12 protein-coding genes are annotated in these 13,046 nt (G+C 70.2%); 9 read left to right on the forward strand and 3 right to left on the reverse strand.

The features are described 5' to 3' along the window. Positions 1 to 130: 130 nt before the first annotated feature. From DEU37_RS02185 to DEU37_RS02200, 4 genes are read left to right on the forward strand one after another with little or no spacing between them, the layout of a single operon-like run. A complete protein-coding gene (locus DEU37_RS02185; protein ID WP_121189615.1) occupies positions 131 to 1,054 on the forward strand; it encodes an ABC transporter ATP-binding protein in 924 nt (307 codons plus the stop codon). Between the two features lie 3 nt (positions 1,055 to 1,057). Then, positions 1,058 to 1,825, forward strand: coding sequence for an ABC transporter permease (locus tag DEU37_RS02190; RefSeq protein WP_121189049.1), 768 nt, complete (start codon positions 1,058 to 1,060; stop codon positions 1,823 to 1,825). 10 nt (positions 1,826 to 1,835) lie between these two features. Then, the gene (locus DEU37_RS02195; RefSeq protein ID WP_121189050.1) at positions 1,836 to 2,945 is read left to right on the forward strand and encodes a sensor histidine kinase; all 1,110 of its coding nucleotides are present in this window, start codon (positions 1,836 to 1,838) and stop codon (positions 2,943 to 2,945) included. Next, positions 2,939 to 3,571: a response regulator transcription factor gene (locus tag DEU37_RS02200; protein ID WP_121189051.1), complete on the forward strand. Its 633-nt coding sequence runs from the start codon at positions 2,939 to 2,941 to the stop codon at positions 3,569 to 3,571. The genes DEU37_RS02195 and DEU37_RS02200 overlap by 7 nt, the downstream gene beginning before the upstream one ends. Before the next feature lie 89 nt (positions 3,572 to 3,660). Here the strand turns inward: DEU37_RS02200 and DEU37_RS02205 are convergent, their stop codons facing one another. After that, entirely contained in the window at positions 3,661 to 4,506 is an 846-nt protein-coding gene (locus DEU37_RS02205) for an NAD(P)-dependent oxidoreductase (RefSeq protein WP_121189052.1), read from the reverse strand. A gap of 10 nt (positions 4,507 to 4,516) precedes the next feature. Continuing rightward, complete coding sequence (locus DEU37_RS02210; RefSeq protein WP_183043558.1) at positions 4,517 to 6,136, reverse strand: MFS transporter; 1,620 nt, start codon at positions 6,134 to 6,136, stop codon at positions 4,517 to 4,519. Positions 6,137 to 6,574: 438 nt separating this feature from the next. Here DEU37_RS02210 and DEU37_RS02215 point away from each other — a divergent pair, with 438 nt between their 5' ends. The 3 genes from DEU37_RS02215 to DEU37_RS02225 all read left to right on the forward strand — a co-directional run bounded on the left by DEU37_RS02215 (position 6,575) and on the right by DEU37_RS02225 (position 11,555). Further along, positions 6,575 to 9,655, forward strand: coding sequence for a family 43 glycosylhydrolase (locus DEU37_RS02215; RefSeq protein ID WP_259457105.1), 3,081 nt, complete (start codon positions 6,575 to 6,577; stop codon positions 9,653 to 9,655). A gap of 72 nt (positions 9,656 to 9,727) precedes the next feature. Then, on the forward strand, positions 9,728 to 10,558 hold the full coding sequence (locus tag DEU37_RS02220) for a sulfurtransferase (protein WP_121189053.1): 831 nt from the start codon (positions 9,728 to 9,730) through the stop codon (positions 10,556 to 10,558). 16 nt (positions 10,559 to 10,574) lie between these two features. After that, on the forward strand, positions 10,575 to 11,555 hold the full coding sequence (locus tag DEU37_RS02225) for an aldose 1-epimerase family protein (RefSeq protein ID WP_121189054.1): 981 nt from the start codon (positions 10,575 to 10,577) through the stop codon (positions 11,553 to 11,555). 75 nt (positions 11,556 to 11,630) lie between these two features. Here DEU37_RS02225 and DEU37_RS02230 read toward each other — a convergent pair whose 3' ends face one another. After that, the gene (locus DEU37_RS02230; RefSeq protein WP_036288227.1) at positions 11,631 to 11,831 is read right to left on the reverse strand and encodes a hypothetical protein; all 201 of its coding nucleotides are present in this window, start codon (positions 11,829 to 11,831) and stop codon (positions 11,631 to 11,633) included. A 138-nt stretch (positions 11,832 to 11,969) separates the two neighbouring features. On the opposite strand from DEU37_RS02230, the gene DEU37_RS02235 reads away from it, so the two are divergent. Further along, positions 11,970 to 12,350 carry a DUF5684 domain-containing protein gene (locus DEU37_RS02235; protein ID WP_121189055.1) on the forward strand — a complete coding sequence of 127 codons (381 nt, stop codon included), beginning with the start codon at positions 11,970 to 11,972 and terminating at the stop codon, positions 12,348 to 12,350. Positions 12,351 to 12,411: 61 nt separating this feature from the next. Continuing rightward, entirely contained in the window at positions 12,412 to 13,014 is a 603-nt protein-coding gene (locus DEU37_RS02240; protein WP_121189056.1) for an asparagine synthase, read from the forward strand. Positions 13,015 to 13,046 lie beyond the last annotated feature (32 nt).

Below are 13,046 nucleotides of genomic sequence, written 5' to 3' on the forward strand. Positions count from 1 at the left end.
GTGCTCCGCGACGTGACACGTCTCACGTCGCACGCGTGACAGGGCCCTCCTGATCCGTGGTCCCCGCGCCGCCAGGCTGGGGGGTATGACGACCGAGCCCGTGATCCTCGCCCCGCCTGACTTTGCCCGCATGTCGCCTTCTCGCGAGATCGAAACGGTGCTCTGCCTCGACGGCCTGGAGCGCTCCTTCGGTCTCGGCGAGCGCGCCGTGCGCGCGGTCGACGGCGTCGACCTCACCGTTCACCGGGGCGAGATCGTGGCCCTGCTGGGACCCAACGGCGCCGGCAAGACCACGACCCTCGACATGCTGCTGGGGCTGGTCGAGCCGACCGCGGGCACGGTGCGGGTGCTCGGGCAGCGGGCGGCGGATGCCGCGGCATCCGGGCGCATCGCCGCCGTCCTGCAGACCGGGGGGCTGCTCGGCGACATCACGGTGCGCGAGAGCGTCGAGGTGATCGCCTCGCTGCACGGGCGTGCGGCCCGGCGACGGGTGCCGCAGGTGATGCGGCAGACGGCGCTCGAGTCGCTCGCTCGGCGTCGGGTGTCGAGGTGCTCGGGCGGTGAGCAGCAACGGGTGCGCTTCGCGCTGGCGCTCGTGGCCGATCCCGACATCCTCGTGCTCGACGAGCCGACCGCGGGCATGGACGTGACGGCGCGCCAGCGGTTCTGGGACGTGATGCGAGCGCAGGCGGATGCCGGGCGCACGATCATCTTCGCCACCCACTACCTCGAGGAGGCGGAGCACTTCGCACGCCGCACGGTCGTGATGCACCGCGGGCGGATCGTCGCGGACGCGCCGACGGCGCAGCTGCGCGCGAGCCTCGGCGCCCGCACCGTGGCCGCGACCCTGCCCGCCGACGGCGCCGCGCGGCTGATCGGCGTCCTGGCCGCGACCGAGGGGATCACCGACCTTCGCGAGGACGGCGGGCGCGTTCACTTGCGCGCCGTAGACGCCGACGCCGCGGCATTCACCCTGCTGCGCGCCGGCGCCCACGACCTCGAAGTGACGGCCCCCACGCTCGAAACCGCCTTCACGGCACTGACGGAGGACTGACCCATGGCTCATGCGCTCACGATCTCGCCCACGATGCTGCGCGTGGAGGCGCTGCGTCAGATGCGAAACCCCTACACGCTCGCCTTCACTCTCGCGATGCCGGTGGGGATGTACCTGCTATTCGGTGCCGGTGCCTCCTACGGCGGGGCGTCCGCCGGGCACGGCAACGTCCGCTTCTACGTCATGGTGTCGATGGCGGCCTACGGTGCGGCGGTGGCGATGACCTCGGCGACATCGACGGCGGCCGTCGAGGCGGCGCAGGGATGGGGACGCCAGCTGGCCATGACCCCGCTGCGCACCGCCGGGTACGCGGCGACGAAGCTGATCACCGCGCTGGCGGCGGCGACGCTCGCGGTGGCGCTCGTCTTCGTGGTCGGCGCCGCCACGGGAGCGGAGGCGTCGGACGGATGGCGCTGGGCCGCCTCCGCGGTTCTCGTTCTCGGCGGTGCGCTGCTGTTCGGGCTCTACGGGCTGGGGATGGGGCTCGTGTTCCGTTCGGACGGCGCGGCGACGCTCGCCTCGATCTCGCTGACCTTCTTCGGGTTCTTCGGCAACGTCTTCATGCCGTTGGACGGCACGATGCTCGACATCGCCCGGTTCACGCCGATGTACGGTGTGGTGGCGCTCGCGCGCTGGCCGCTCACCGACGGCGTCCTCACGACCGGCCAGAGCGACCAGCCGTGGGCGATCGCCCTCAACATCGTCGTGTGGCTGGTCGCGTTCGCTGCGCTGGTCGCCGTCGGTGTCAAGCGCTCTCGCGCCCGTCGGTAGGGTCGAGAGTATGAGTCGCGAGGCAGGGCGCGTGCGGGAGCGGGGCGCCGACTCGGTGTGGGAACGCTACGGCTGGGTCATGGCCGTCGTCTGGCTCGTCTTCCTCATCTACCCGATTCTCGGCCTGCTTCGATCGCCCGCCGACGCCGGCTGGGTCGTCACGGGCTGGGGTGCGCTCGTCGCCTTCGTGCTCATCTACATCGCGGCCTTCCTCAACGGGATGAGCGGCGACGGAGGGGGGCTGCTCACACCGCCGAAGCCGATCCAGTGGGTGGCGTTCGCCGCGCTGATCGTCTGCGCCGCACTGACCATTCCGGCGGTGTCGGGCAATGCGCTGAGCTTCGTGCCGTTCGTGATGTCCTTCGCCTCGTACGGGCTGACCCGCGCGGCGCACTGGGTCACGGTCGCCGCGGGGATCGCCGTCGCGGCGGCGACGGTGATCCTGTTGCCGGACGGCGTCGACTATGTGGCGGTGCTCGCGATCATCGTGCTCCTGGCCACCGTCAACACCGTCACCACGGCGCTCATCGTCCGCTCCGTCCAGGCGCAGCAGCTGGAGGTCGAGCTCGCGACGAGTGAGGGGCGGGAGGCCGTCGCGCGAGACGTGCACGATCTGATCGGCCACTCGCTGACGGTCGTGCGCGTCAAGGCCCAGCTTGCGCGACGACTCATCGCCACCGATCCCGAGCGCGCCGACGCCGAGCTCGCCGACATCGAGGCTCTCACCGCGGAGGCGCTGTCGGGGGTGCGCGAGACCGTTGCCGGCATCCGCAGTGCGACGCTCGCCGACGAACTGGCGACGAGCCGTGACGTGCTGCGTGCCGCGGGCGTCGGGTTCGCGGTCGATGGGGATGCCGAGGCGCTCTCGCCCGCGCAGGCTCTCACGGCGAGCTGGATCCTGCGCGAGGCGACGACGAACGTCCTCCGTCATGCGGCGGCGTCGGCGGTGTCGGTGCGCATCCGCCCGGGCGGCCTCCTCGTGGCCGATGACGGGCGCGGAGTGCGTGGCCCCGAGGGGAACGGTCTGCGGGGGATGCGGGAACGCGCCGCCATGTCCGGCGCGCGCCTGTCGGTCACCTCCGCAGGCTCGGGCGGCACGAGGGTGGAGGTGACGTGGTGAGCGTCGCGGACGCGGACGGACGCATCCGCATCGTCCTCGCCGACGATCAGGCAATGCTCCGTGGCGCGCTGGCCGCGCTGCTCGACCTCGAGCCGGACATGTCGGTGGTCGGGGTCGCCGGCGACGGTGATGAAGCGATCCGCCTCGTCGAGGCGGTGCGGCCCGATGTCTGTCTCATGGACATCCAGATGCCCGGCCGTGACGGGATCGAAGCGACTCTCGGCATCCGCGCCGCCAGCCCGCGCACCCGGGTGCTCATCGTCACCACGTTCGCCCGACCGGGGTATCTTCGTGCCGCGCTGGATGCCGGGGCCGCCGGATTCGTCGTCAAGGACGCGTCGGTCGAGCATCTCGCCGACGCGGTGCGGCGGGTGCACGCCGGGCTGCGAGTGGTCGACCCGGTGCTCGCCGAGGCGAGCCTATTCGAGGGCGCGAACCCCCTCAGTGAACGCGAGCGGCAGATCCTGCGGCTCGCCGCCGACGGCCGCGACGCGCCCGCCATCGCCGCCGAGGTGTTCCTGTCGGCGGGCACCGTGCGCAACAACCTGTCCGCCGCGATCGGCAAGCTGGGCGCGTCCAATCGCGCCCAGGCCGTGCGCATCGCGCAGGACAAGGGGTGGCTGTAGCCGACGCGCCCTCGCTTCGGTTGGCGCTCGCGCCGGGAACGGCGGCGTCATTCCCGGCGGACGCGCCAACTGAACCGCTCGCGCGCGGCTCAGACCTCGTCGCGCCAGGAGTGCTGCGGCGACCAGCCCAGCAGGCGCTGCGCCCTCGCGGTCGAGAACAGCGAGTCGTTGACGCCGAGCTCGCCGCGGATCTCGACGTCGGGAAAGACCTCCGCGACGAGTTCCGCGTTCGGGCGGCTCATGACGGTGTCGCCGGCCGCGATGAGGAAGTGGTCGAAGCCGGCGGGGGCCACCTCGAGCGCGCGGGCGATGACCGCGGCGCCGTCGCGGGCGTCGATGTAGCTCCAGAGGTTCCATTTGCGCTGCGTCGCGTCGGCGTCGAACGACGGGAACTCCGCATAGTCGGCGGGGATCATGACGTTCGAGAAGCGCAGCGCGGTGACCGACACCTCGGGGTGCCAGCGCACGAGCTCCTTCTCCATCGTCTCCTCGAGGTGCTTCACCAGGGAGTAGACCGATTCGGGACGCGCGGCGTAGGCCTCGTCGACGGGGATGTAGGGCGGCGGCACGTCGAAGGGCAGGCCCTGCACCGTCTCGCTGGACGCGGTGACGATGCGGGTGATCCCGAGGCGGATCGCCGCCCACATCACGTTGAACGTGACGGCGATGTTGTTGTGGAAGGTCGCGACGTCGGAGCGGATGCCGGGAGCAGGGATGGCCGCGAGGTGCACGACCGCGTCGAGCCCGTCGTGCTGGTCGTTGACGGCCTGCAGCGCGTCGACGGTCTGCCCGTAGTCGGTGAAGTCGACCTGCACGAACCCGGCGCCGCGGGCACCGACGACGTCCATCCCCACGACCTCATGGCCGCTCGCGCGCAGCTCACGGACGACGACGGTTCCCAGCTTTCCGGATGCTCCGGTCACGGCGATACGCATGGTCCCGAGCCTAACTGCGCGCGAACCGTCGCAGCTGCGCGGCGCCGACGAGCCCGAGCATGAGGAAGAGCGACGCGAGCAGCAGTGACCAGCGGGTCGCGTCGGCGAATCCTGCCGACAGTGCTTGCACGGCGGCATCCGTCTGCGATCCCAGCATGCTGGCGGAGCCCTCGGCGCGCAGCTGTGAGATCAGGGTGCCCGCCGAGGTGCGGGTCGCGTCGGCGAGCTGGGAGGCTGCGGGGCCGGTGATCCCGGCATCCGTCAACGCTCCGGGGAGGGTCAGCGCGAGCGAGACCGACAGGGCGGCACCGGCGAAGGCGGTGCCCAGCGCCGTGCCGATCTGGCGGACGGTCGACTGTGTCGCCGACCCTTGGCCGCTGATCTCCACCGGCACATCGCGCAGCACGGTTCCGGTGAGCTGGGCCGAGGCGAGGCCGAGGCCGAGGCCGTAGACGACGAGCGGCAGCGCGATGAGCCACCCCGGCGTGGTCGCCGTGGCGATCGCGGCGAGGATCAGGATGCCGACGACTTCCAGGGCCAGACCGATCAGCACGGTGCCGGGGGAGCCGAAGCGCGCGGCGAGGTGTCGAGCGGCCGCGCCCGAGGCGAACGCGCCGAACGCCATGGCGGCCAGAACCAGACCTGTCTGCATGATCGACAGTCCGAGCGCCGCCGTGAGGTACAGCGGCAGGACGAAGATGATCGCGAACTCGCCGACGGCCACCATGGCGGCGGTCACGTTGCCCCACGAGAAGGTGCGCAGCGAGAAGAGGTGCAGGTCCAGCAGAGCGTCGCGCTGCACGCGCTCGCGGTGCCGCTCCCAGATGACGAACAGGGTGAGCGCGACGGCCGCGACCGCGAGGCAGATCGGCACGATCGAGATCGGCGCCGTCGCGGGCCACACCCAGCCACCCAGCCGCAGGTCGGCCGTGGGTGTCCACCACCCGAGGTCGGGTCCCTCGATGACGGCGAAGACGAGCGAGCCGAAACCGATGGCCGACAGGAGCGCGCCGTCGACGTCGGCGCCGCGGCGGAACCCGGCACCGCGCGTCTCGGGCACCGCCCACAGCGCGAGGGCGAAGACGATGGCGCCCAGCGGCAGGTTCACGAGGAACACCCACTGCCAGGAGGCGTATTGGGTGAGCGCGCCGCCCACGAGCGGGCCGATCGCTGCGGCGCCCGAGATGACGGCCCCCCACACCCCGAAGGCCGCGGCGCGGTAGCGGCCGCGGAAGACGGCGTTCACCGTGGAGAGTGTCGAGGGCATGATGAACGCGGCCCCGACGGCCTGCACGGCGCGGGCGGAGATCAAGGCGCCACCGGTCGCGGATGCCGCCGCCCACACGCTTCCGCCGACGAAGACGATGATGCCCAGAAGGAAGAGGAGCTTTCGTCCGAAGCGGTCCGCGAGCTTGCCGGTGGACAGCAGCAGCGCGGCGAGCAGCACGGCGTACAGGCTCGAGACCCACTGCGCGTCGGTCAGGTCGAGTGTGAGGTCGCGGATGATGTCGGGCATGGCGACGCCCACGATCGTCCCGTCGAGCACGATCATCCCGAGTCCGGCGGCGAGGACCGCGAGCCCCATCCATTCGCGCCGTGACGGCGCCGCGTCGACGATACCTTCAGCCATACTGAAAGTATGCACCCGAGGCGCCCGTGTTGTCCATGGGGTGGTGCGGGGCCTGTTATCGATAACCCGTCGAAACCGGTGTCCAAAGCGTGAGGGCAGGCTTGCCGCCCCTTTGTGGTACCGGTAACATCGCGAACGTTCCATCCGAACGGGATGTCGGGGGCAGTGTCGCTCACCCGAGCGCCGCCGTCTTCGCACAGACCGGACGACTCCCCGGACGGGGATTGGGAGAGCGTGCATGCCGGCACGTTCTCGCGATGCACTTCGCGTGCGCCCACCGTCCGAGGAGTCGTCGGAGTGTTCCTGACTGTGCACGGGCGGCGAAGCCGCCTCGGTCTGGAACGGCGAAAGTGTACACCCCGCGAGGCGTGCTCACACTGAACGTCGAGGCTCCTGCCGATGGGCGCACCGAGGTACCCAATCAAAGGAGTCATCGACGTGAGTCATCACAAAAAACCACCCACACCCTCTCCGCGGCCGGCGCTGCGCCGACTCGGCGCACTCGCCGGTGTCGGCGCGCTGGTCCTGTCGGCGCTCGCGACCTCGCCGGCGACGGCTGCAACCACGCAGCTGTTGAGCAATGGCACGTTCGAAGCCGGCATCGCCGGCTGGAGCGCACCGTTCGGCGGCACGCTTGCGGCCAGCAGCGATGCCCGGACGGGCACCGGGGCCATCCAGATCTCCGGCCGGACGGGATTCCAGTCCGGACCGGCCGCGACCGTGACCGGGCAGCTGAAGACCGATCGCTCCTACGATCTGTCGCTGTCGATCAAATACACCGGCACCCCGGCGACGCATAACGTCAACGTGACCCTTTGCACGGCCTCGCGCAGCGCGTGCGCGCCGGTGGTCGGTGGCACGGCGACGTCGGGTGAATGGCTCACGCTCACGAAGACCTTCACCCCGGCCGTCGACACGTACGACTACCTCTTCGTCGAGACGCCGTGGGACACGGCCGTCGCCTCCTTCGTCGTCGACGATGCATCGCTGACGGTTCAGAGCACGACGCCGACGACCCCCACGGTGCCGGAAGTGCCGGTCGTTCCCGGCAACCTGCTGCCCGACGGTCGCTTCGTCGACGGCTTCACCGGCTGGCAGGCTTCGCGCGGCGGCACGCTGACGCTGACGACGGATGCCGCGAGCGGCCTGAACGCGCTGAAGGTCACGGGCCGCACGAACACGCAATCCGGTCCGTTCGCCAGTGTCACCGGCAAGCTCGAGGCCGGGGCGGGCTACCGCCTCAGCGCGAAGCTCAAGTACACCGAGGGCCCCGACACCCAGCAGTTCAACTTCACCTTCTGCCCGGCCAACTTCAATGGCTGCGACGATCGTGGTCAGAGCTTCGCCAAGGGCGAGTGGGGATCGTTCTCGAAGGACTTCGTCGCCGACCAGCGCCACCCCGGCATGGACTGGCTGTTCGTCGAGACCCCGTGGAACTCCAACGCGCTCCAGGACTTCCAGGTCGACGAGATCTCGCTCGTCAAGATCTCGGACGCTCCAGCCGGCCCCGGCTTCACCTCGCTGGAGAAGGTGCAGACCAAGCCGATCGGTGACCACAACCCGCTGGTGGGCCACAAGTTCGGCGCCGACCCGCACCACCTCATCTACAACGGTCGCCTCTACATCTACTCGACCAACGACACGCAGCAGTACGAGGCGAACTCGAAGGACGCCAACGGCCTGCCGACGGCGTCGAACGGGTACGGGGCGATCACGACGCTGAACGTCATGTCGACGACCGACATGGTCAACTGGGTCGATCACGGATCCGTGCCGATCGCTCGCGAGGGCGGCGCGGCTCCGTGGGCGCGCAACTCGTGGGCGCCCGCGGCGATCGAGAAGGATGGCAAGGTCTACCTGTACTTCTGCGACAGCGGCACCGGCACCGCGGTCGTCGTCGGCGGCTCGCCGCTCGGCCCGTGGACCGACCCGGTCGGCAAGAAGATCATCCCCGACAAGGTGTCCCAGAGCTACATCAACAACGGCGGGTTCCCGGCCGGTATGTGGCTGTTCGACCCGGAGATCTTCATCGACGACGACGGCCAGGCGTACCTGTACTTCGGCGGCAACGCGACCATCGGCTCGGGTGCCAACGTCCAGGGTCCGCAGAACCCCAAGTCGACGCGCGTCGTGAAGCTGAAGGACGACATGGTCACCCTCGACGGCGACCCGGTCGAGATCGACGGTCCCGGCATGTTCGAGGCGTCGTCGATGTTCAAGCACGACGGAAAGTACTACTACTCCTACTCGTCGAACTTCCAGGTGAACGAGGTTGCGGGGCAGTACCCGTCGCGCGGCGGCATCGCCTACATGATGACCGATGACCCGATGAAGCTGCCGGCCTCGACGTACGCCGGTGTGGCCTTCCAGAACCAGGGCACGTTCTTCGGAAACGGCAATGGTGGCAACAACCACTCCGACATGTTCACGTACAAGGGCGAGACCTACTTCACGTACCACGCGCAGACGCGCGGGGCCGCGTGGGCGCAGGCGCTCGGCACGTCGGGGCAGACACAGGGCTACCGCTCGGTGCACATCGACAAGCTCGAGTTCAATGCGGACGGCACGATCAAGCCCATCGTCGGTACCCGCGCGGGCGTTGCGCAGGTCGAGGACTTCGACCCGTACCGCACGTTCGAGGCCGAGACGCTGGCCTGGCAGCTCGGTGTGAAGACGACGGCGACGACCCAGCCGTCGGTCGAGTTCCCGGAGCACAACGGCAACGGCAACATGGCGCTGTCCAGCATCGACGACGGCGACTTCGCGGCGCTGTCGAAGGTCGCGTTCGGCGAGGGCGCGGCGACGGTGTCGGCGCACGTGAAGCCGCTCGTCGAGGGCGCCTCGGTGCAGGTTCGCCTGGACAACGTCGACGGCCCGGTCGTCGCGACGCTGCCGGTCGACGGAGCAGCCGGCGCGTGGACCACGGTCACCGCCGATGTCACCGGCGCGACGGGCACGCACGACGTGTTCTTCGTGTTCGCCCAGCCCGAGACCGCGGCCGTCACAGCCGCGGGCCCGCTGTTCGAGGTCGACAACTGGACGTTCACGGCGGCGCAGGCGCCCGTCGAGAACGACCCGTCGATCGCCCTCAGCGTGGCCTCGGTCCGCGCCGGCGACGCGCTCACCGTGACGGGCAGCGACTTCACCGTGCCGCGCGTCGAGGTCGGCGTGGCGAGCACCTACCGGGCGCTGGCCCAGGCGGATGTCGTCGACGGCGCGTTCTCCGCACAGGTCGTCATCCCGTCCGATCTCGAGCCGGGAAGTCACTCCATCCAGGTGCGGGTCGACGGTGAGGTGGTCGCCTCGGCGGCGATCACCGTGCTCGCCGCCGGGGATGCAGGCGGCGATCCGGGCGCGGGCACCGCGACGCCGGCGCCCGCGGCAGGCGGCGCCAACCTCGCCGCGACCGGCGGTCAGTCGGGTGTGCTGTTCGCGGGCGCGTTCGCCGGAGTGCTCCTCCTGTTGGCGGGCGGGGCCGTGATCTGGCGTCGACGCCACCTGAGTCGCATCTCGGGTTGATCCCCTGAGCGTGCGGGCGGATGCCGAAGCGTCGGTGTCCGCCCGTACGCGCACGCGCGTAACCTCGCTCCCATGAGCGTCTCTCCCCTCATTGCGCCTTCCGAGCTGAAGGCCCAGTTGAGCACCCCCACCCCGCCGATCGTCCTCGACGTGCGCTACCGTCTCGATGCCCCTGACGGCCAGGAGGCGTACCGGCACGGCCACGTGCCCGGCGCCGTCTACGTCCGCATGGACGGCGAGCTCGCCGTTCACGGAGCGCCGAGCGAGGGGCGTCATCCCCTTCCGTCCCCGGCGGATTTCGAGCGCTCCGTGCGCCGCTGGGGAGTCGAGGACGGCGACACGGTCGTCGTCTACGACGACTGGAACTCGTTCGCCGCGGCCCGCGCCTGGTGGATGCTCACGGATGCGGGCATTCCCGCCCGGGTGCTCGACGGAGGGCTGCGTGCCTGGCGCGCCGCCGGGGGAGCCCTCGAGACCGGCGATGTGACGCCCACGCCGGGCACCGTGACGCTGCACGCGGGACAGCGCCGAAGGCTCGACATCGATGCCGCGGCATCCCTCGCACAGGGCGGTGTGCTCCTGGACGCACGCGCCCCGGAGCGCTACCGCGGTGAGGTCGAGCCGCTCGACCCCGCCGCCGGACACATCCCCGGCGCCCGCAACGCGCCGACCACCGAGAATCTGGATGCCGAGGGGCGCCTCCTTTCCGCTGAGGTGCTGCGTGCCCGCTACTCCGAGCTGGAGGGGCAGTCCGTCGGCGTGTACTGCGGCTCGGGCGTCACCGCTGCCCACGCCGTTCTCGCGCTCGCCGTCGCGGGCCACGACGCGGCTCTGTACCCGGGCTCCTGGAGCCAGTGGTCGAATACTCCCGACCTGCCGATCGCCACCGGCGACCGGCCCTGACACTACGATGTTGACGATGCCACAGACACCTGCCCCGACGACCGCGTCCGTTCCCGTCTCGGGCACCGACCTCACCCTCCGCCTCGGAGCCTACGAAGCGCACATCGCCAGCGTCGGCGCGTCGCTGCGTGCGCTCACCGTCGACGGGCGCGACCTGGTCGTGCCGTTCGCGGCCGACGAGGTGCGTCCCGGCTACCGCGGCGCCACGCTCGCTCCCTGGCCGAACCGCGTCGTCGACGGCGCGTACTCGTTCGGCGGACACACGCACGAGCTCGCGCTCAGCGACATCGGCCGCCCGAACGCGCTGCACGGCCTCGCGGTCTGGCTCGACTTCGCGGTCGTCGACCGCACCGAAGATGCGGTGACGCTGGCCGCCGTGATCGTGCCGCAGTCGGGGTACCCGTGGCGTGTGCGCGTGGAGACGACCTACCGGTTGAGCGCAGACGGCCTCACCCAGACGGTCGTGGCGACCAACGAGAGCGCGGATGCCGCGCCGTTCGGTACCGGTCCGCATCCGTATCTGGTGGCCGGTTCCGCGCCGCTGGACGCGTGGACGCTGACGCTGCCCGCCGAGCAGGTGCTCGAGGTCACCGACCATCAGCTCGCCCCGATCGCGCTCGCCGAGGTCGCCGGCTCGGAACGTTTCGACTGGCGTGCGCCGCGGGTGCTGGGCGAGGTGGAGATCGATCACGCCTTCACCGGTCTCTCCCGCGTGGATGGCGTGGCGACCGTGCGACTGGTCGACCCGTCCGGAACCGGTGTGGAGATGGTCTGGGACCAGGCATGCCCGTGGGTGCAGATCCACACGGCGGACCGTCCGCCCCTGGCCGACGGCAGCCCCGACCCCGGTCATCGCGCCGGCCTCGCGGTCGAGCCGATGACGTGTGCTCCCGACGCCTTCAACGCCGGTCGTTACGACTACGACGCGGGGCTGATCGTCATCCCCGCCGGCGGGTCGGTCTCGGCCTCGTGGCGTATCGCCGCCGTGGACGCCTGAGCGCAGCCGCCGCCCTCTCACGCCGAAGGGCCCCGACACGGATGCGTCGGGGCCCTTCGGCGTGAGATCGGCGACTCAGTTGTCGCCGCGGATCTCTTCCTTGATCTCGTTGCGCTTGTGGACGGAGTCGCGCTCGGCTTCGGCCTTCTTGACCTCGGCATCGGCCTTCGCCTCGTCGATCTTGTCGGAGACACGGTCGACCGTGTCCTCGAAGCCTTCCTTGATCTTCCGGCCGGCCGTCTCGGCCGCGTCCTTCGCGTCGTCGATGAATCCCATGGCGACTCCTTTCATCAGGTCAGACCTCCAGGCTAGGGAGGGTCGCCGCGGCTCGAAAGGGCTTGCCGCCGGTGCGGTGGCCGTGATAACCGGATCGAACCCTGGTGGCCCGATGTTCACGGCCCCTAGGATGGCGCCGTGAACAACACCGGCACTCTGGACCAGTGGCAGGCGGCCTTCGGCGGCGGCACCGGTTTCACCCTCTTCGTCGTCTACTACGTGCTGCTCGCCGTGGCGATGTGGAAGGTGTTCAGCAAGGCCGGATACCCCGGCATCCTCGCCCTCATCCCTATCGTGAACTGGTTCATCCAGGTGAAGATCGCAGGATTCTCGGCGTGGTGGGGGCTGCTGGCGATCGTTCCGCTCGTCAACGTGGTCTTCTTCATCATCGTGGCGATCCGCATCGGCCGCGGTTTCGGCCACGGCGCCTTCTTCTCGATCGTGCTGCTGCTGCTGTTCGCCCCGATCGGATTCTTCATCATCGGCTTCAGCTCCGATCGGTACACGTCGCCGGCCTGAGCACCCGTCGCGCGTTCCACCGCGGCGTCGGTCTTCCCTAGGATCGAGGGGAGGGGATGCCGTGGCCAACGAGAAGCGCGTACGCACCCGTGACGTGGTCGCGGAGGGGCTGTACATCGCGTCCGCTGCGACGCGGCTGAGTCTGAAGAACACGATCCTCGTCCACATCCTCGCCGAGGGAGAGGACTTCGACCTCGATCGGTATCTTCCCGAGGCCAAGGAGGCCCTGGAGACCCTCGCCGCCGAAGCGGAGGAAGACGCGGCACGCACCGAACGACAGCGCCGCGCGGCCCGAGGCCGCCACACCGACTCCGATGGGACGCACGACTATCGCAGCCGCGATGTGCGCAACCTGCGCCGCCGCCAGAAGCAGTCGCTGCACGTCGCCCACGAGCTGCGCCGTCGCGCCGACGACGCCGAAGAGCTGCGCAGGCTCGTCCTCGACGCGCGGGATGCCGCGTGGACGGAGGTCGCGGGCAACATCGATCGGACGCTGCGGATCGAGGCGGCGCGCCCCGACCTCGATCCCGACTACGAGCGCATGCGCACGGCGCGGATGCAGGCCCTGCGGCTCGTGGACCTTCCCAAACTGCGCGCCCATCGACGCAGCGTCGCGGCTCAGCAGAAGCAGCAGGGCCTCGATTCGTCACATCCCGATGCGTAGGCTAAGCTGGTCCTCGGCCCTCGAAGAGGTGC

Origin of the sequence: Microbacterium sp. AG790, assembly GCF_003634765.1 — a bacterium.
Classification (GTDB): domain Bacteria; phylum Actinomycetota; class Actinomycetes; order Actinomycetales; family Microbacteriaceae; genus Microbacterium.

What these genes read in the sequence shown, in the direction of transcription:
- DEU37_RS02185 (WP_121189615.1), top strand. Translation starts at nt 131, where the DNA reads ATGTCGCCTTCTCGCGAGATCGAAACGGTGCTCTGCCTCGACGGCCTG.
- DEU37_RS02190 (WP_121189049.1), top strand. Translation starts at nt 1,058, where the DNA reads ATGGCTCATGCGCTCACGATCTCGCCCACGATGCTGCGCGTGGAGGCG.
- DEU37_RS02195 (WP_121189050.1), top strand. Translation starts at nt 1,836, where the DNA reads ATGAGTCGCGAGGCAGGGCGCGTGCGGGAGCGGGGCGCCGACTCGGTG.
- DEU37_RS02205 (WP_121189052.1), bottom strand. Translation starts at nt 4,506, where the DNA reads ATGCGTATCGCCGTGACCGGAGCATCCGGAAAGCTGGGAACCGTCGTC.
- DEU37_RS02210 (WP_183043558.1), bottom strand. Translation starts at nt 6,136, where the DNA reads ATGGCTGAAGGTATCGTCGACGCGGCGCCGTCACGGCGCGAATGGATG.
- DEU37_RS02220 (WP_121189053.1), top strand. Translation starts at nt 9,728, where the DNA reads ATGAGCGTCTCTCCCCTCATTGCGCCTTCCGAGCTGAAGGCCCAGTTG.
- DEU37_RS02225 (WP_121189054.1), top strand. Translation starts at nt 10,575, where the DNA reads ATGCCACAGACACCTGCCCCGACGACCGCGTCCGTTCCCGTCTCGGGC.
- DEU37_RS02230 (WP_036288227.1), bottom strand. Translation starts at nt 11,831, where the DNA reads ATGGGATTCATCGACGACGCGAAGGACGCGGCCGAGACGGCCGGCCGG.